18 protein-coding genes and 1 tRNA gene are annotated in these 18,509 nt (G+C 62.1%); 2 read left to right on the top strand and 17 right to left on the bottom strand.

Going from position 1 to position 18,509, the window contains the following annotated elements; translation table 11 throughout:
* Positions 1-43: 43 nt before the first annotated feature.
* Positions 44-1,546 carry a glycerol-3-phosphate dehydrogenase gene (gene glpD / locus VFG26_RS06135; RefSeq protein ID WP_325023304.1) on the top strand — a complete coding sequence of 501 codons (1,503 nt, stop codon included), beginning with the start codon at positions 44-46 and terminating at the stop codon, positions 1,544-1,546.
* 14 nt (positions 1,547-1,560) lie between these two features.
* Here the strand turns inward: glpD and VFG26_RS06130 are convergent, their stop codons facing one another.
* The 3 genes from VFG26_RS06130 to VFG26_RS06120 all read right to left on the bottom strand — a co-directional run bounded on the left by VFG26_RS06130 (position 1,561) and on the right by VFG26_RS06120 (position 4,001).
* Positions 1,561-2,085, bottom strand: coding sequence for a hypothetical protein (locus VFG26_RS06130; protein WP_325023302.1), 525 nt, complete (start codon positions 2,083-2,085; stop codon positions 1,561-1,563).
* A gap of 303 nt (positions 2,086-2,388) precedes the next feature.
* Positions 2,389-3,618 carry a HAMP domain-containing sensor histidine kinase gene (locus VFG26_RS06125; protein WP_325023301.1) on the bottom strand — a complete coding sequence of 410 codons (1,230 nt, stop codon included), beginning with the start codon at positions 3,616-3,618 and terminating at the stop codon, positions 2,389-2,391.
* A gap of 188 nt (positions 3,619-3,806) precedes the next feature.
* Positions 3,807-4,001 carry a hypothetical protein gene (locus VFG26_RS06120; RefSeq protein ID WP_325023299.1) on the bottom strand — a complete coding sequence of 65 codons (195 nt, stop codon included), beginning with the start codon at positions 3,999-4,001 and terminating at the stop codon, positions 3,807-3,809.
* Between the two features lie 306 nt (positions 4,002-4,307).
* On the opposite strand from VFG26_RS06120, the gene VFG26_RS06115 reads away from it, so the two are divergent.
* Positions 4,308-4,384 (top strand) — tRNA-His (locus VFG26_RS06115).
* Between the two features lie 1,250 nt (positions 4,385-5,634).
* On the opposite strand, the gene VFG26_RS06110 is transcribed toward VFG26_RS06115, so the two are convergent.
* The 14 genes from VFG26_RS06110 to atpA all read right to left on the bottom strand — a co-directional run bounded on the left by VFG26_RS06110 (position 5,635) and on the right by atpA (position 18,439).
* Positions 5,635-6,168, bottom strand: coding sequence for a response regulator transcription factor (locus VFG26_RS06110; protein ID WP_325023297.1), 534 nt, complete (start codon positions 6,166-6,168; stop codon positions 5,635-5,637).
* The gene (locus VFG26_RS06105; protein WP_325023295.1) at positions 6,158-7,516 is read right to left on the bottom strand and encodes an ATP-binding protein; all 1,359 of its coding nucleotides are present in this window, start codon (positions 7,514-7,516) and stop codon (positions 6,158-6,160) included. The genes VFG26_RS06110 and VFG26_RS06105 overlap by 11 nt, the downstream gene beginning before the upstream one ends.
* 13 nt (positions 7,517-7,529) lie before the next feature.
* Positions 7,530-8,321, bottom strand: a complete 792-nt coding sequence (locus VFG26_RS06100; RefSeq protein ID WP_325023293.1) for an SURF1 family protein — start codon at positions 8,319-8,321, stop codon at positions 7,530-7,532.
* A 29-nt stretch (positions 8,322-8,350) separates the two neighbouring features.
* Positions 8,351-8,740 (bottom strand): cytochrome o ubiquinol oxidase subunit IV, encoded by a 390-nt coding sequence (gene cyoD / locus VFG26_RS06095; protein ID WP_325023290.1) that lies wholly within the window; start codon positions 8,738-8,740, stop codon positions 8,351-8,353.
* Positions 8,737-9,381, bottom strand: a complete 645-nt coding sequence (gene cyoC / locus VFG26_RS06090; protein ID WP_325023288.1) for a cytochrome o ubiquinol oxidase subunit III — start codon at positions 9,379-9,381, stop codon at positions 8,737-8,739. Before cyoC ends, cyoD begins: the two co-directional genes overlap by 4 nt.
* 3 nt (positions 9,382-9,384) lie before the next feature.
* Positions 9,385-11,391, bottom strand: coding sequence for a cytochrome o ubiquinol oxidase subunit I (cyoB, locus tag VFG26_RS06085; protein WP_325023286.1), 2,007 nt, complete (start codon positions 11,389-11,391; stop codon positions 9,385-9,387).
* A gap of 16 nt (positions 11,392-11,407) precedes the next feature.
* On the bottom strand, positions 11,408-12,556 hold the full coding sequence (cyoA, locus tag VFG26_RS06080) for a ubiquinol oxidase subunit II (RefSeq protein ID WP_325023284.1): 1,149 nt from the start codon (positions 12,554-12,556) through the stop codon (positions 11,408-11,410).
* A gap of 321 nt (positions 12,557-12,877) precedes the next feature.
* Positions 12,878-13,120 (bottom strand): hypothetical protein, encoded by a 243-nt coding sequence (locus VFG26_RS06075; RefSeq protein ID WP_325023282.1) that lies wholly within the window; start codon positions 13,118-13,120, stop codon positions 12,878-12,880.
* A gap of 230 nt (positions 13,121-13,350) precedes the next feature.
* On the bottom strand, positions 13,351-13,749 hold the full coding sequence (locus VFG26_RS06070) for a F0F1 ATP synthase subunit epsilon (protein WP_325023280.1): 399 nt from the start codon (positions 13,747-13,749) through the stop codon (positions 13,351-13,353).
* A 36-nt stretch (positions 13,750-13,785) separates the two neighbouring features.
* The gene (locus tag VFG26_RS06065) at positions 13,786-14,058 is read right to left on the bottom strand and encodes a hypothetical protein (RefSeq protein ID WP_325023278.1); all 273 of its coding nucleotides are present in this window, start codon (positions 14,056-14,058) and stop codon (positions 13,786-13,788) included.
* Positions 14,059-14,121: 63 nt separating this feature from the next.
* Positions 14,122-15,555 (bottom strand): F0F1 ATP synthase subunit beta, encoded by a 1,434-nt coding sequence (atpD, locus tag VFG26_RS06060; RefSeq protein ID WP_325023276.1) that lies wholly within the window; start codon positions 15,553-15,555, stop codon positions 14,122-14,124.
* A 21-nt stretch (positions 15,556-15,576) separates the two neighbouring features.
* Positions 15,577-15,981: an organic hydroperoxide resistance protein gene (locus VFG26_RS06055; protein WP_325023275.1), complete on the bottom strand. Its 405-nt coding sequence runs from the start codon at positions 15,979-15,981 to the stop codon at positions 15,577-15,579.
* Between the two features lie 15 nt (positions 15,982-15,996).
* Entirely contained in the window at positions 15,997-16,884 is an 888-nt protein-coding gene (locus tag VFG26_RS06050) for a F0F1 ATP synthase subunit gamma (RefSeq protein ID WP_325023273.1), read from the bottom strand.
* Between the two features lie 25 nt (positions 16,885-16,909).
* A complete protein-coding gene (gene atpA, locus VFG26_RS06045; RefSeq protein WP_325023271.1) occupies positions 16,910-18,439 on the bottom strand; it encodes a F0F1 ATP synthase subunit alpha in 1,530 nt (509 codons plus the stop codon).
* Positions 18,440-18,509 lie beyond the last annotated feature (70 nt).

Below are 18,509 nucleotides of genomic sequence, written 5' to 3'. Positions count from 1 at the left end.
TGGCCGCGCGACAGCGGCTCCAACGCATGGCGGCGCGAACGGCATGGCGGATCAGATCTACGATCTCCTGGTGATCGGCGGCGGCATCAACGGTGCCGGCATCGCCGCCGACGCTGCGATGCGCGGACTGAGCGTCTTCCTCGCCGAAGCGGAAGACCTCGGAGGCGCGACCTCCTCCGCCAGTTCGAAACTCATCCACGGCGGCCTGAGGTACCTCGAGCATTTCGAATTCCGCCTCGTTCGCGAAGCTCTCGGCGAGCGCGAAGTTCTGCTCGCCAAAGCACCACATATCATTCGCCCGATGCGCTTCGTGCTGCCGCAAGACCCCGGAATGCGCAGCGAACTGATGATGCGCGCGGGCCTGTTCCTCTACGATCATCTGGCGACGCGTAAATCCCTCGGCGCCTCACACGCAATCGACCTGCGCCGTGATCCAGCAGGCGCGCCGCTCAAACATGAACTGACGCGTGGCTTCACCTATTGGGACTGCGCCGTCGATGATTCCCGCCTCGTCGTTCTGAATGCGATTGGCGCGCGCGAGGCAGGCGCTCGAATCGAAACGCAAGCGCGCGTCACCGGATTGAAGATAGAAAACGGCATCTGGACCGCAGCGCTAAACAACAGTGCTCGCAGCATCGCCGCCCGCGCCGTCGTTAACGCCGCCGGGCCTTGGATCGCAAACGTCGCCGCGCTCGCCGAAAGCCTGCAGCACGCCCCCCGGCCCACCGTGCGGCTCGTCAAAGGCAGCCACATCGTCGTGCCTCGCGTCAGCGGCGCCGGGGACGCCTACACCTTCCAGAACCGCGATGGCCGCATCGTGTTTGCCCTGCCCTACGAACAGACGTTCACGCTGATCGGCACGACGGAGGAAGCATTCGCCGGAAATCCGCGCAACGCAGCACCATCTCGCGAGGAAGAAGATTACCTGCTCGAAGCCGCAAATCGCTTCTTCCGCCATCCGCTCACCCGCGGCGACATCGTCTGGAGCTTCGCCGGCGTCAGGCCGCTCGATGATGAAGACGGCAACGAGAACGCGTCCGCCGTCAGCCGCGATTACCGACTCGAATTTCACGCGACGAATACGCCGCCGCTGCTCCACGTCGTCGGCGGCAAGATCACGACCTACCGCAAGCTCGCCGAAGCCGCGCTGAAGTTTTTCGAAAGCTACTTTCCGAAAATGCGAGGCGGCAGCACGCGAACGTCGCCGCTGCCCGGCGGCAATCTGGGCGGCCGCACATTCGATCAATGGTTTGAAGCTTTCGCGCGCGAGAATTCACGCTTCGATGCGCTCTTTCTTCGCCAACTCGCTCGCCGCCACGGCACGCGCGCCTCGAAGATCATCGCGGGCGCCGCGTCTGCCAAAGACCTGGGCGAAGACTTCGGCGGCGGCCTCACCGCACGCGAGGTCGCCTATCTGAAATCCGAAGAGTGGGCAAAGACCGCCGGCGATGTTCTCTGGCGGCGAACGAAAATAGGCCTGCATCTCGCACCGGACGAACGCACCCGCGTCGCCGGTCGCGTCCAAGCCTGTCTCGACAAATCCTGACGGAGCGAACGCGCCTACATCAAACGGCGGCGCGAAGCGCGCAGCCCGCACGTCGCGGGGCAAACGGAATCCGCGCACAGCAGCTGGTTTGTGCTGCGCAGAGCCGCCGCCAGAGCGATCGCGCCGTTCAGCGTGTCGCCGATATCTTCCGAGCCGATCAAAGCCGAAACCGACGCCTTCAGCGCCTGCCGCTCGCCGTGCTGGCACGCAGCGATGATCGAGATTGCGAGGCATTCATCACGGCAGAAGCTGCGGCACCCAGCCGGCGAGATTTCGATATCACGCTGCGCGTTCGCCTTCACGGCGCGAACGAACTTCGACAGATCGAGCAGCAGCGTCTTGGCCTTTTCTGGCCCGAGCATGCCGGAGAACGTGTTCCACGCCTCTTCCCAGCACTTGATGTCACCCGTCGACAAACCGGCGAGCCAGCAGCGGAAACCGACGCCGACCAAGCGCTCCGGCGCGCGCGCGGGAAGCGGCACGACTTTGGCCGAGCGGGCGCCCTGTCCGGCAGGTGCGTTCGATGCGGAATTAGCCATTGCTGCGAACCTCCGCTGCGATATGCGCGAATGCTGCGTTGGCGCTGAAGGTTGAGTGGACGAAGCAGAGATCGGCGCTGACGAGCGCGCTCAGAGAGAAATCCATTTCGACTCCAATAATCAGGGTTCAAGGCCCCGGTATCGGTTAGCGCCAAACCAATGGCGCGGGCGTCGCGATGACAGCCTGACCTTGAGCTAGCGCGAGCAAGGCCGCGCGGTCAACCGTTTGTACGCGGCCGCGCTCACATTAGAATTTTTATAATTATCAATTGGGTACGCGCAGCGTGCGGAAGGCTGCGCGCGTCATTCGTAGCGGCGTGAAAACTCACCGAAAATGATGAGCGCCGCAGTGCCGCCTTCAGGGCCGCTCTCGATCTCGAACTCTGCACCCATGTCGCGCACGAGCCGTTCCACAAGCGGCAAACCGATGCCGGTGCTCGCAGCCCACGCAGGCTGCAACTCCGCTGCGGCCGCTTTGTACGCAGCCGTACGTGTTCCCGCCATGCCATGTCCGTTGTCGCTCACGATGAGAAAAACACGGCCATCGCCGATGTGCCCCGTCGACACGCGAACCTTGCCGCCGCGCGGTGTGAACTTGATCGCGTTCGTCAAGAGGTTCAGCAGGATCTGGCGCAGCGCCGTCGGATTGGCGATGACATGCGGACGCTTCCCGTCGCTCTCGAAAACGAGATCCAATCCGCACGATTGCGCCAGCGCCTGCACGCTCGACACCGTGCGCTCGACGATCGCATTGAGATCGAGCGCGATCAGCCGCGCCACGGGCACGCTCGTCGTCCGCGCCCCATCGGACAAGAGCGCGGTGATGACGTCGAGCGCGTGCGTGGCGCTTTCGTGAATGTCGGCGGCGTAGGTGAGATAGCGCTCGTTCTTCATCTCGCCCAACCGCTCATCACGCATGATCTCGGACGCGGCCGCAATCGCCGTCAGCGGCGTCTTGAGTTCGTGCGCGAGTTTGGCGAGATGATCGGCATCGAGCACCAACATGGGCCGTGGCACAGGCGCAGGTGCGGGAGCGGCAGCATTCGCTTCCGTGCCGCCGGCCGAGCCCAACGCTTCGATCTCCGCGCCGATCGCGGCATAGACCGGAGTCAGAGCGCGCGCGTCGAAGGATGGCGTCTCGGGCGGCGTCTGCGCCTCTGCCTCGACGGAAAGCAGCAGAACCTTCGAACCCTTTTTCACCTGCCGCGTCACCCGGCACTGCAGGCGCTTCAGCCGGCCATTCCCCCAGAACACCAAGGTCTCGACGCCACCCCGGCCAAAATCGCCCTGAGCCGCGATCTGGCGCAGCCGGTCGAGCGCGGGTGTCTTGGGGTCGATGGCAATGGGAAACGAAGCGTAGGGAAAGAGCCCCAGGGCCGCGGCGCCGGACGGCGTGGCGGCCAAAATCTCACCGGCTTCCGGATCGATCGTGATGTCGGCTTGCGGGCTGAGAGCAGGCGTGGCGGGCGCAGCAGGGTGCGCCGCGAAATCATCGCGGCGGCCGGGCATTGCGGGTTTAGCAGAGACCGCCATGGTCAAAAGCGCCCATTCCAAAGGCTCGATCGCAACGCATCACGACCATCTACGTGATTTGCGGGCGGCCAAAATGGGAAACGGGCGATTTTCCACTGTCTTCCGTGGGTAAGGAGGACCCAGCGGGAGCACTAGGCCGGCCGATCGGCCAGCCTTCAATCTGCGGTAGTGGAGCGGGCGAATTACCTCTAGGCGGCCTTGCTGAGGACGGCCGCGCGCAGTTTCACGGGATCGCGTTCGCCCTGGTCGGCGAGGTCGAACAGCTTCTCGATGATGTCGTCCTCGGCAATGTTGAGGGAACGCGAACGCGCCTCATCGATGATGCTCGTGAGCAGCCGGTGCAGGTCTTTAAGCTCATCCGAGCTGTAAGGGCATAGGGTCATGGGTGTCTGGTTCCCCCCGGAACTAGGTTTCATGGACATCCCGCTAGGCCCGTCAACGCAACGGCACCGTAAGGGTTCCTCGCGTTGCCGCTACGATGTGAAGATCACCAAAAAAGGGCTGATCTGAGGGCGGGAGCCATACGTCGCCCTTGACCCTCGGCCGCGGCTGTGTTGGAAACACGCGTCGCGAGCGTTCCCTCGGGAGCGCCCGGCCATCGGGATTCGGAAAAGTTCGGCGACGCGGTGATTTGCTTGATGCAAAGCCCCGCCCGATCGCACTAAAATCCCTGACAGCCTTTACGGCGTGCCGCCTTAGCTCAGTTGGTTAGAGCGCTAGATTGTGGATCTAGAGGTCCCCGGTTCAAATCTGGGAGGCGGTACCATTTCCAGGAAGCGCAAGCATCGCGATGCTGCCGGTCACGGTGCGAGAACCAACCGCGAATCACTAATTGAAAATTCCGGATTTCCCCGCCGCTCCAGGCCGCTTCATTCACCGCGGGTGAATTTGTCAAGAAATTATTGGATGTGGATTTTGCTTGCAATTAGCGAGTCACGCTAGGAGCAGATTCTGCGAATGCGCGAGTTTCCTCAATGAAACCGCATCGATCTTAACGATTCGGTTTTTTAACTCTGCCTTGTGCCGTGACCAATTGGCCACATGCCTGCGCGGTCCGACTGCAGAACGGTAATGACTCCTGACAAACTCGCAATTTTAGGATTAATGTTGGCGTTGCAGATCGGGATTTGGGTGCACCAACAGGGGCTCAGTCCGGCCGTCAACCCTGCTCAAGGGCACCCTCTTGGCAGAGAGGGAAAAGACGGTGGGTCAGGTCTGCGGCGTCTTTCGGGACGAAGCTGTGCGGTACGATCCCGTCCGCCAGCCCTCTTATCTGCTACACAACGTATCGTGTCTACGATTTTTAGATAGTGCGATTCGCGCACACTTGTCTTTCAGCCAGTTTAAAATGCATGGATGTTGCGTTCCCGCAACAGACTCTTGGCTTCGACTCCGCTAGGGCGAGAACGAATCGGTAACTACAAGGTAGGGATCATATACATAAGGCATCAATACCGTGATCGTACGAATTGGATTGCCTATCGTCTTCCCCACTACCTCACCGCCGCTTCTCAAGCTTCCTCGCCAGCGTCGCCGGTGCATCCCTAAGCACCGCGCCCCACGCGACCTGAGGCGCGCTAGCCGCGCGCGCCAGCAAATTCCAATTGCACAGCGTTAATAATTTACCGAGCCGCGGGACTCCAACTTGGCCCCCCTGATAATCCTGATACTGATTGTTTCCATAAAGATCAGTAGGCCGCGTATTGGGGCTTCAAATGTCGGGATATCCCGATGACATAGATCGAGACGAAGGCGCGCCTTACGTGATGCCGCGGCGCATGCTCGAAATGTTCCAGCGAGCCGGCCAAGTTTGCAAGAGAGGAAGCAGCTTTTACTTCAGTGACGGAAGACCCATCGTCATCTGCGAAGACCCGAGCACCCGGCCGTTTCGCCCGCCGCTTTGGCGGCAGGCTTGGGCCTATATTTCGATCTGGGGGAGCCTCAATTTCCTCGTGGGCCCGGTTGTTCTCGGTTCTGCCTCCGAGCCCTCGTTCGTCTCAAAAGAAGGCGCTTCACTCACTTCACCTGCCGCTTCTCGAGCTTCCGTGCCAACGTCCGCCGGTGCATCCCCAAACGCCGCGCGGCTTCGGAAATGTTGAATCCGGTATCCACCAGCGTCTGGTGAATGTGCTCCCACTCGAGCGTCTTGATCGACGTCGGCCGCTCGGTGAGCGCCACCGCGCTATCGCCCTCAGCCTTGCCGAAGGCTTCCTCGATGTCGTCCGAACTCGACGGCTTCACGAGGTAATGCCGCGCGCCAAGCTTGATCGCCTCCACCGCCGTCACAATGCTCGCAAAACCCGTCAGCACGACGATGATCGTCGACGGATCGTGCGCGTGCAAAGCTTCAACGCACGCGAGCCCCGATTCCCCATTGAGCTTCAGATCGACGACGGCATAGCCCGGAGTCCGCTGCTCGAGAATTGCATTCAGGGCATCGCGGCCCGGCGCGACATCGACCTCGTAATCGCGCCGCTCGAACGAGCGCTTCAGCGTCGCCGCGAAAGAAGCATCGTCCTCCACGATCACCAGCGTGCGCTTACTGTCCATGTGAACGTGCTCCCAATGCCAACGCGGCGAGCGGCAGTCTCAACGTCACGGATGCGCCGCCCTGCGGCCGGTTGGCGGCCGAGACGCTGCCTCCAAGCTTGCGGACCACATTCACGACGAGGAAGAGCCCAAGCCCGCCGCCGGGCTTCCCCTTGCTCGATTGATACGGCTTGCCCAACTGCGCCAGCATCTCCGGCTGGAAGCCCGGCCCCTTGTCCGCGACACTAATGACGAGCGCGTCGCCGTCACGCTCGACAGTGACGCCGATCCACGCCGGCGATGAATCGTAAGCATTATCGAGCACGTTGAAGACGATCTGCTTCAGCGTCGAATCCGAGACAATCGGAAGATCCGCGCCGAACGTATTCGTGAATTGCAGCGATTGCGGCGAGCGCGCCGCGCGCCACTCCTCGACAAGCTCGTTGACGAACGTGTTGACCGTGGTCACCCGCGGCGCTTCTCCGCGCGCTTCGCCCGCCGACAGCAACACGCCGGTAAGTATCGACTTGCAGCGCTTCACCGCCGCTTGCATCTCGTCCACCTCTTGCAGCAGCTCGGGGTTGGAGGCGATCGCAGGCACGCGCCGCCAGTCGCCGAGAATGACGGAGAGCGAAGCGAGCGGCGTGCCGAGCTCATGCGCCGCACCCGACGCGAGCAGCCCCATGCGAACGATGTGATCTTCCTCGGCGGCGTGCTGCTTCAGAGACGCAAGCCGCGCGTCGCGTTCGCGCAGGTTGCGCGTGATGCGCGTCACGAACGCAAAGAGCAGCGCCGCATCGAGCGCGAAGCACACGAGCATGCCCATGACATGCAGCCGGAAAAGATCGCCCGTGCCGGGCGGCAATGCCAGCGGGCGGTAGGCGACCGCGAGCGCCGCGAAGCTCAGGCACGTGGCGGCGACCACCGCCCACGTCGAGCGCTGGTCCAGCATCACGGCAGCAAGCGTCACCTGCAGCAGAAAGAGAAATGCGAACGGGTTTGTCGCGCCGCCGCTGAAATAGAGCTGCGCCGTCAGCGCGACGACATCGAATAAAATGGCGGCAAGCAACGCCTCGTCGCGCACCTCGCGGCCGGACCGCACCCACGCCAGGCTGCCGAGATTGAGCGCGATCAACGCCGCGATGACAACGCCCATCGGCACGAGCGGCAAGGCTATGCCGAACACGTGGTGCACGAAGACGATGGTCGCGATCTGCCCGGCCACCGCAATCCAGCGCAGCTGGATCAGCAGCAGCATGTTCTTGCTGGCGGCGGGATCACCGGGGAGCTGTGCGCCGGCAACCGCGGGACGGTCCTCGCTTCCGGGCTGAAGGCCGGAGTGGGGGACTGTCTCGGTTCGGCTCAGCATGGCGACCTAGACCTTACTCTCGCTCCGGCGGCGGGGATGTGCTCGCAGCTCGCCGCACACGAATTTCCTCGCGCGCGACCCGCACGGCGGCCACACCGACCATCAACGCCAGCGTGAACCAAGTCAACGCGTAGACCAGATGGTTGTTCTGGAACGCGATCACGGTCAGGCCGCCGATGGGCAGCCCGCCGGGGTTTGGCGTTGCATCCGCATCGATGAAGTAGGGCGCGACGTTGTCAAGCCCGCGCGCCTCTGCGATCTCCGGCACGTCGCGCGAGAACCAGCGGCCGTTGGCAGGATCGTTGGATCTGAGAAACGCGCCCTTGGGCTCCGACAGCCGCAACAGCCCGGTCACCGTCGCCTCGCCCGCGATCTGCCCCGCCGCGCGTTGCGCCGGATCGCGCTTGTCGGGCGGCACGAACCCGCGATTGACGAGAACCGTGAAGCCGTCCTTCGTCTCAAGTGGCGTCAGAACCCAGTAACCGCCGCCATCCTTCGTGACGGCTGTGACGAGGGTTTCGCGATCGTTGCGGAATTGGCCGGCAGCGGTCACCCGGCGGTATTCGTCAGTCTTCGCATTGATAGAAGGCCAGCCGGAGGGGCCAGGAGCCGCAACGGGATCGGCATGCACCCGCTGATCGACACGCTCGATAAGGTCGAGCTTCCAGGCCCGCCGCTCGATCTGCCAGATGCCGAGCGAGAGAAAGCCGGCGATGCCCGCAAACCCAATGAAAGCCAGCACGATGAGAGAAAAGGCGGAACGCGGACGCCTCGCGCGCCCTTCGTCCGCCTTTTGATCGTTCATTCCCCCGCGCCTCTCGGCATCGGAAGAGGTCACGGCAGCTGGCTCGGATCCATGCCCGGCATCATGTTGGTATTCATGTGATACATGACCCACAGCGAGCCCGCGAGCGTGATCACCACCATGACGATGGTGAAGATCAGCGCCATCAACGTCCAGCCGCCTTCCGAAGTCGGCGTCATGTGCAGGAAGTAGATCATGTGCACGACGATCTGCACCGCGCCGATGGCGAGGATCGCAACCGTCGTCACGTCCTTGTTCTCGATAGCGCCCGACATGACGAGCCAGAATGGAATGGCAGTTAGAATGACCGAGAGCACAAAGCCGGTCATATAACCTTTGAAGGTCGACTCGGGATGCCCGCTGTCGTGCCCATGATCGTGGGCCCCGTGGCCGTGCCCGCTCTGCGTACCCGTGCTCATCGCAGCACTCCCATCAGATAGACGAAGGTGAAGACGCCGATCCAGACGACGTCGAGGAAGTGCCAGAACATGCTGAGGCACAGAATGCGCCGCTTGTTGGCTTCGATAAGCCCGTGCTTACGCACCTGGACGATGAGCGTGATCATCCAGATGATGCCGAAGGTCACGTGCAGGCCGTGCGTGCCGACGAGCGTGAAGAACGACGACAGGAACGCGCTGCGCTGCGGCGTCGCCCCTTCGTGGATCATGTGCGCGAACTCGTAGAGTTCGATGCCGAGGAACGCCGCGCCGAAGAGGCCCGTCACGACGAGCCAGAACAGCATGCCGTTCTGGTTCTTCTTCTGCATCTCGAGCACCGCGAAACCGTAGGTGATCGAAGACAGCAGCAGCATCGACGTGTTCAACGCGACGAGCGGCAGATCGAAGAGTTCTTTCGGCGAGGGCCCGGCGGCATAGCTGGCGCCGAGAACGCCGTACGTCGCAAAGAGCACCGCGAAGATGAGGCAGTCGCTCATCAGGTAGAGCCAGAAGCCGAGCAGCGTGCTCGACCCCTCGGCATGCTCATGCTCGTCGGCGACGTAGAAGACCGGAGCCTCGTTCGCCTCGCCCGGGCTTGCGTTCGCTACTGTTGTCGTTGTCATCGCTTATGCCCGTGCATTCTGAAGGAGCTGCGTGCGTTCACGCTCGGTTTCGAGAACCTGCTCGCGTGTAATGTAGAAGCTGCGGTGGTAGTTGAACGTGTGTCCGATCGCAGTTCCGATCAGCGCGACCAGGCCTACGGCCACCAGCCACCAGATCTGCCAGATCAGGCCGAATGCCGTCACCGCGCTGAGTCCGGCGAGGATGATGCCCGCGCTCGTGTTAGCCGGCATATGGATCGCCTTGTAGCCCTCGAGCGGACGCTGATAACCGCGCTTCTTCATATCCCACCACGCATCGTTGTCGTGGATCATGGGCGTGAAGGCGAAGTTGTAGACGGGCGGCGGCGACGAGGTCGACCACTCGAGCGTACGGCCGTTCCACGGGTCGCCCGTCCAGTCGCGCAGCTTCTCGCGGTTCTTGATGCTGACGACGATCTGGATGAGGAAGCTGCCGATGCCGATGGCGATCATCACGGCGCCGATGGCGGCTATGACGAACCAGATCTGCAGCGAGGAATCCTCGAACACGCGCAGGCGGCGGGTGACACCCATGAGGCCCAGAACATAGAGCGGCGTGAAGGCAACCCAGAAGCCGATCACCCAGAACCAGAACGACATCTTGCCCCAGAACGGATCGAGCTTGAAGCCGAACGCCTTCGGCCACCAGTAGGTGATGCCGGCGAACATGCCGAACACGACGCCGCCGATGATCACGTTATGGAAGTGCGCAATCAGGAAGAGGCTGTTGTGGAGCACGAAGTCAGCCGGCGGCACGGCCAGAAGCACGCCCGTCATACCGCCGATGACGAAGGTCAGCATGAAGGCGACCGTCCACATCATCGGCACTTCGAAGCGAATGCGGCCGCGGTACATCGTGAACAGCCAGTTGAAGATCTTCGCACCCGTCGGGATCGAGATGATCATCGTCGTGATGCCGAAGAACGAGTTCACGCTCGCGCCCGACCCCATCGTGAAGAAGTGGTGCAGCCAGACGAGGTACGACAGGATCGTGATGACGACCGTGGCGTAGACCATCGACGTATAGCCGAAGAGCCGCTTACCGCTGAACGTCGAGACGACCTCGGAGAAGATACCGAATGCCGGCAGAATGAGGATGTAGACCTCGGGGTGGCCCCAGATCCAGATCAAGTTCACGTACATCATGGCGTTGCCGCCGAAGTCGTTCGTGAAGAAGTTCGTGCCGGCGTAACGGTCGAGCGAAAGGAGCGCGAGGACCGCGGTCAGAACCGGGAACGCAGCAACGATGAGCACGTTCGTGCAGAGCGCCGTCCAGGTAAAGACGGGCATCTTCATGAACGACATGCCGGGCGCACGCATCTTCACGATGGTGGCGATCAGGTTCACGCCAGATAACAGCGTGCCGACACCCGCCACCTGTAGCGCCCATATGTAGTAATCGACACCGACATCTGGACTGTAGGCGATGCCGGAGAGCGGCGGATAGGCGAGCCAGCCTGTCTTCGCGAACTCGCCGATGAAGAGCGACGCCATGACGAGACCCGCGCCCGCAGCGGTCATCCAGAAGCTGAAGTTGTTGAGGAACGGAAAGGCGACGTCACGCGCGCCGATCTGCAGCGGTACGACGTAGTTCATCAAACCGGTGACGAGCGGCATCGCCACGAAGAAGATCATGATCACGCCGTGCGCGGTGAAGATCTGATCGTAGTGGTGCGCCGGCAGATAGCCTTCCGAGCCGTTGAACGCGATCGCCTGCTGCGCGCGCATCATAATGGCGTCCGCGAAGCCGCGGAGCAGCATCACGAGGCCCAGCACGATGTACATGATGCCGATGCGCTTGTGGTCGATGCTCGTGAACCACTCGTTCCAGAGGTAGCCCCAGAGCTTGAAGTAGGTCAGCCCGGCGACGAGGGCGCCGCCACCGATGACGACCATGGCGAAGGTCGCGACCAGGATCGGCTCGTGGAACGGCAGCGCCTCCAGCGACAGCCGTCCAAAGACGGCCTTCATCAGATCGAAGTTCTCAAACATCTTGAATTCGTTCCGGTCAGGAGTTGGACGGTCGCGGTGCGAGGGATTGCTGAAGCTTCTTGCCAGGCATCGGCAGACCCGCGCCTAGAAGTGGCGTCGTGCTCACCGGCGTCGGCTGCGCGTCCGTCACGTCCACGCCCATGGGCGCGTTCGTGGTGCAGACGCTCGCGACGTAGGCCTTCGCGAGGACAGGTGCTGAGCCACGCCGGGCCGTTTTGTCGTATTCGATTTTCTGGACGAGACCCGAGCTGGCGAGACCCAGCCCGCCCTTGGCGTCGATGGCTGCCATTTCATGCATGCACATTTTGCCGGGCTGGACGCAGAGGTTCACGACGCGGTGGAAGAGTTCCGGATCGACGCTCGCCCACTTCTGGACAGGCACGCCTTCGCTCGGCTTCTCGAGCTGCAGATACTCGTTGACGCCCATGTTGCCGCCGCCGGCCTTGACGTCGGAAACCCACTTGTCGAAATCGGCATCGTTCCGGGCAAGGAACTTGAAGCGCATCTTCGAGAAGCCTTCGCCGCTGTAGTTAGCGGAGAAGCCGTCGAAGTCGCCGGCCTCGTTGATGACGGCATGGAGCTGCGTCTGCATGCCGGGCATCGCATAGATCATGCCCGCCAGCGCCGGCACGTAGAAGGCGTTCATCACGGATGACGCCGAGATGCGGAAGTGGATCGGCCGGTCGACTGGCGCCGCCATCTCATTGACAGTGGCGATGCCCTGTTCGGGATAGATGAACAGCCACTTCCAATCGAGCGCGACGACATCAACCTTCAGCGGCTTCGTATCGTGCGCGACGGCTTGGCCCTGCGCGGTGCGCGCGAGCGGACGGAAGGGATCGAGCAAGTGCGTCGCCATCCAGGTGACGGCGCCAAGGCAGATGATGATGAGCAGCGGCGCTGCCCAGATCACGAGCTCGAGATGCGTGGAGTGATCCCAATCGGGATCGTAAGGCGCCGATTTGTTGGACTCGCGATAGCGCCAGGCAAAAAGCGCCGTCAGCGCCATGACCGGCACAATGATGAGTAGCATCAGCACGGTCGAAATGATGATCAGATCGCGCTGCTGAACGGCGACGTCGCCGGCCGGGTTCATCACGATAGCATTGCAGCCACCCAGCAAAGCGAGGAGCGGCAACAAGGCAAAAATTCGATATGGCTTCAAGGCGATCCGCGTCCCATCGACAGAGCTTCCTCGGTCCTTCCGCTAAACGCGCAGAGCACCGAGCAACATTGGACAATTTGCCCAACGCCAGTTGGCCGCAGAATAAAAGCAGCCAAAAACCGATGGCGAAAAGCAAAATACGTCCGTTGGAAATGCGATTGCAGCTTGCCCGAACTATCAGTTCAAAACAACGCCTCGCATGCGCGATGAACGACTTCGCATTATTCGGAGGGGATGAATGCCGGTGCGAAACAATGGATGGCAGATCAATTCGGCGGAACGCAAAACAAATGGCGCTCGCAGTTGAAGTTCCAGTCGCGATTAAGCGCGTCCCGTTGCGCGCTTCAGGGCTGCATCTCTGGCTCGCTCACTGAACTCGGGATGGTTCGCAACGCTGGTCCGAAGCGCCTTCCAGGCCCTGAGCAGCTGTTTAGCAAGCACGACGTCTTCGTCGCTGACAGCGGACGGACGATAGAGCGCCGCATCGTGCAAGGCGTTGGCCTGGCGCTCCATTTCCGCGATGTGCTTTTCCGAATTGGCGAGCCGGTCGTCGATCTCTGACATGGGAGAACACTCCTCTGTGCCTGAGCCAACCGGTGAAAATGTCCAGAGTTGCCTAGCCCAAACGGCCGAGGACGCGGAGGGACAGGACGCGGGAGCTTGGGCCAGGATCTCCCGTCCGGCGCATGAGCAGCCGCCAAACGCAACACCGCCCGGCTTCGATAAAAGCCGGGCAGTGCCGAATTCTTAAACTGTAGGAAGCTGTCTAGCCTGTAAGCCGAAAGCCCCCGGGGTCAGTCGGCGCGTACCGAAAGCCGCTTCAGTTCGCTGACGAGCGTGTCCGCCGTCCGCCGCGCATCGTCGTCCTTCGCGCCCGCGAGTTCGGCTTCCGCCGTCTTCAGTTCTTCCGCGATCATCGCCGGGGAAAGCTCCGCGACGTCGTAAGCCCGCTCGGCAAGAACCGTGAGCCGGGTCGGATCGACGTCAGCAAACCCCGACTTGACGAACAGACGCTTGCGCGAGCTGCCCGTCGTCACGTCGAGCACGCCCGGGCGGAGCGTCGAAATGACGGGCGAGTGCCCTGCCAGAACCGCGAAATCGCCCTCTGCGCCCGGCACGACCACCTGATCGGCGTCGACCGATAGCAGCACCCGCTCGGGCGAGACGAGTTCAAACCTGAATGTACCTGCCATTTTAGTTCGTCACCCCTTCGAACGCCTTCGAGCTGCTCATACCTGAGGCGGTTGATCTTCGCCGTCGCCATCGGCGCCGGCCTTGGCCCTGACTTCTTCCGGCGTCTGCAGCTTGGTTCCGCAGAACGGGCAGAAGAACAACGGGTGGTCGACGAGACCCGGCTCGTCTTCCTCGAGTTCGACGAGCCCGACCGTCATATAGATGACTTCGTCGGGCCCAACCGTGATCAGGGGCTCGAAGTCGCCGCCTTCGAGAGCTTCTTTCAGCTCCTCGCAGCAACTTCCAAATGCTTTACCGGCTTCCGCCATGAACTTCTCTCTCCTGGCGGCGCGTTCGCGCGGACTGCTCCGCGCGAAACCGCTTGGCCTATGTTACGCTGCTTCCGCGAGCTTCTCGGCCTTGGCAATCGCTTCGTCGATCGATCCGACCATGTAGAAGGCCGGCTCCGGCAGATGGTCGTATTCGCCATCGCACAGGCCCTTGAAGGCCTTGATCGTATCCTCGAGCTTCACGAGCTTGCCGGGCGAGCCGGTGAACACTTCAGCGACGTGGAACGGCTGCGACATGAAACGCTCGATCTTACGGGCGCGGGCGACCGTCAGCTTATCTTCTTCGCTCAGTTCGTCCATGCCGAGAATTGCGATGATGTCCTGCAGCGACTTGTACTTCTGCAGGATCGCCTGAACGCGGCGGGCGACCTGATAGTGCTCTTCGCCGACGATGCGCGGGTCGAGCATGCGCGAGGTGGAGTCGAGCGGGTCGACGGCCGGGTAGATGCCCTTTTCAGCGATCGAGCGCGAAAGAACGGTCGTCGCATCAAGATGCGCGAACGATGCGGCCGGCGCCGGGTCGGTCAAGTCGTCGGCCGGAACGTAAATGGCCTGAACCGAGGTGATCGAACCCTTGTTCGTCGTGGTGATGCGTTCCTGCAGCGCGCCCATGTCGGTCGCCAGCGTCGGCTGATAGCCCACCGCCGAAGGAATACGGCCGAGAAGCGCCGACACTTCCGAACCCGCCTGCGTGAAGCGGAAGATGTTGTCGACGAAGAACAGAACGTCCTGGCCCTGGTCGCGGAAGTGCTCGGCAACCGTCAGACCCGAAAGAGCAACGCGAGCGCGGGCACCCGGCGGCTCGTTCATCTGACCATAAACCAGCGCGCACTTCGAGCCAGCCGTCGACCCGTTGTTGTCCTTCGGGTTGATGTTGACCTTGGACTCGATCATTTCCCAGTAGAGGTCGTTACCCTCACGCGTACGCTCGCCGACGCCGGCGAACACCGAGTAACCGCCGTGCGCCTTCGCGACGTTGTTGATCAATTCCATGATCAAAACCGTCTTGCCAACGCCGGCGCCGCCGAACAGGCCGATCTTGCCGCCCTTGGCGTAAGGCGCCAGAAGGTCAACGACCTTGATGCCCGTCACGAGAATTTCTGCTTCCGTCGCCTGCTCTTCGAATGAGGGCGAAGGCTGATGGATCGCGCGCAACGAGCTCGTCTTGATGGGACCCGCTTCGTCGACCGGCTCGCCGATGACGTTCATGATGCGGCCGAGCGTTTCGTCACCGACCGGAACCGAAATCGGCGAACCCGTATCGACGACTTCCTGGCCGCGGACGAGACCTTCCGTGGAGTCCATGGCGATGGTGCGAACCGTGTTCTCGCCCAAGTGCTGCGCGACTTCGAGAACGAGGCGGTTGCCGTGGTTCGTCGTCTCAAGTGCGTTCAAGATTTCCGGCAGCTGACCGTCGAAGTGCACGTCCACGACGGCACCCGTCACCTGGTGAATCTTCCCTACGTTTTTAGCCATTTTTTTCTCCAACGGAATTGATCAGGCGACGGACAGCGTCACCGGTATGTTGTTGCGTGTCGCCTTGGAATAGGGGCAGATCTGGTGCGCCTCTTCGATGAGCGCCTGCAGTTTGTCTTTCTCCGCGCCGGGTATCGCCAGGGTGAGATGGGCTTTGAGACCGAAGCTCGTCGCGTCCTTGTCGAGCGTCACTTCGCACGTGACCTTCGCTGCCTGACCGTCGAGCCCGTGCTTCTTGGCAAGCAGCAGAACCGCCTGGCCGAAGCAGGACGACCAGCCGAGAGCGAAGAGCTGCTCCGGGTTGTGGCCTTCGCCCGAGCCGCCCATCTCCTTGGGCAGCGCCATGGCGAGCGCCAGCTTGCCGTCTTCGAGAACCGCGCGCCCGTCCCGGCCGCCCTTGGTCGTTGCACGTGTCACATAAGCCATCGCCCAACCTCCGGATTAGACCGCTTCCGCGCCCGAAATGATCTCGATCAGTTCCTTGGTGATGTTCGCCTGACGCTGGCGATTGTACTTGATCGTGAGCTTGTTGATCATGTCGCCGGCGTTGCGGGTCGCGTTGTCCATGGCGGTCATCTGCGCACCATAGAACGACGCCGAATTCTCGAGCAGACCGCGGAAGATCTGCGTTGAGATGTTCCGCGACAGCAGGAAGCCCAGAACCTCTTCCTCGCTCGGCTCGTAATCGTGGATTGCCCCGCCGGTGCTCTTCGGCGCTTCGCCGCCCGTCTCGGCAACCGTTGCCGGGATGAGCTGCAATGCCGTCGGCTTCTGAGCGATGACCGATTTGAATTCCGAGAAGAAGAGCGTTGCGACGTCGAATTCGCCCGCTTCGAACATCTCGAGCACGCGCTTGGCCAAGCCTTCCGCATGCGCGAATGTCAGCTGCCTGACGCCCTGGAAGTCGCGGCGCTCGACGATGTTGCGGCCGAGATCGCGACGCAGGTTCTCCGCGCCCTTGCGGCCGACGGCCAGGATCTTGACCGTCTTGCCTTCGGCGAGAAGCCGGTTGGCATGCTGACGGGCAAGCTTTGCGATGTTCGAGTTGAACCCGCCGCTGAGACCACGCTCTGCCGTCATGACGACGAGCAGGTGAACCTGATCTTTGCCTGTGCCGACGAGGAGCGGCGAAGCGCTGTTCCGGTCGGCGACCTTCGAGGCGAGGCTGCCCAGAACCTCACCCATCCGCTCTGCGTAGGGCCGGGCGGCCATGGCCGCCTCTTGCGCACGGCGAAGCTTCGCCGCGGCAACCATCTGCATCGCCTTCGTGATCTTCCGCGTCGCCTTCACAGAGGCGATGCGGTTGCGCATGTCTTTTAAGCTCGCCATCGGGCGTTCTCCTCAAGGAACCCGATTAAGCTGCAAAACCCTTGGCAAACTTGTCGAGGAACTCGACGAGCTTCTTCTCGGTGTCAGCCGAGAGGGCCTTTTCTTTCGCGATCGTGTCGAGGATCGTCTTCTCCGAACGAAGTCCGGCGAGAACGCCCTGCTCGAACTTCCCGACAGCCGAGACCGGAATGTTGTCGAGGTAACCGCGCGTACCCGCGAAGATCACAGCGACCTGCTCTTCCATCTTCAGCGGCGAGAACTGCGGCTGCTTCAGAAGCTCGGTGAGACGAGCACCGCGAGCGAGCAGACGCTGCGTGGCGGCATCGAGATCCGAGCCGAACTGAGCGAAGGCCGCCATTTCGCGGTACTGAGCGAGTTCGCCTTTGATCTTGCCGGCGACCTGCTTCATCGCCTTCGTCTGCGCCGACGAACCGACGCGCGAAACCGAGAGACCGACGTTCACGGCCGGACGGATGCCCTGATAGAAGAGATCCGACTCAAGGAAGATCTGGCCGTCGGTGATCGAAATGACGTTCGTCGGAATGTAGGCCGACACGTCGTTCGCCTGCGTTTCGATGACCGGCAGAGCCGTCAGCGAGCCGTTGCCGGCCTTGTCGCCGAGCTTCGCGGCGCGCTCGAGCAGACGAGAGTGGAGATAGAAAACGTCGCCCGGGTAGGCTTCGCGGCCCGGCGGACGGCGGAGCAGAAGCGACATCTGACGGTAAGCGACGGCCTGCTTGGAAAGATCGTCATATGCGATAACGGCGTGCATGCCGTTGTCGCGGAAGTATTCGCCCATCGTGCAGCCGGTGAACGGTGCGAGGTACTGCATCGGCGCCGGATCGGAAGCCGTTGCGGCGACGACGATGGAGTATTCCAGAGCGCCGCGCTCTTCGAGAACCTTGACGAACTGCGCGACGGTCGAGCGCTTCTGGCCGACGGCGACGTAGACGCAATAGAGCTTGGCGCTCTCGTCTGTGCCCTGGTTCAGCGGCTTCTGATTGAGGAAGGTGTCGAGAACGACCGCGGTCTTGCCGGTCTGGCGGTCACCGATGACGAGTTCGCGCTGGCCGCGGCCGATCGGGATGAGCGAGTCGATGGCCTTGAGGCCGGTCGCCATCGGCTCATGGACCGACTTACGGGGAAGAATGCCAGGCGCCTTGACGTCGACGCGCATGAACTTCTCGGCCTTGATCGGGCCCTTGCCGTCGATCGGGTTGCCGAGACCGTCAACGACGCGGCCGAGGAGGCCCTTGCCGACCGGAACTTCGACGATCGCGCCCGTACGCTTGACGGTGTCGCCTTCCTTGATCGTGCGGTCGTCGCCGAAAATAACGACGCCGACGTTGTCGGCTTCGAGGTTCAGCGCCATGCCGCGAATGCCGCCAGGGAACTCGACCATTTCGCCGGCCTGGACGTTGTCGAGGCCGTAAACGCGCGCGATGCCGTCACCAACGGACAGCACGGTGCCGATTTCGGAGACCTCGGCATCCTTGCCGAAGTTTTTGATCTGATCCTTGAGGATCGAAGAAATTTCTGCGGCCCGGATTTCCATTGAGACCTCTTCCCTGGTCGTTTCCATTGACGGGGCCTGGTCCGGCCCCTTGTTCCAAATTTCTTATGCT

The organism is Hyphomicrobium sp. (assembly GCF_035687085.1).
In the GTDB taxonomy this organism is placed as follows: Bacteria; Pseudomonadota; Alphaproteobacteria; order Rhizobiales; family Hyphomicrobiaceae; genus Hyphomicrobium_B.
This window is presented reverse-complemented; position numbering and strand designations above follow the sequence as displayed.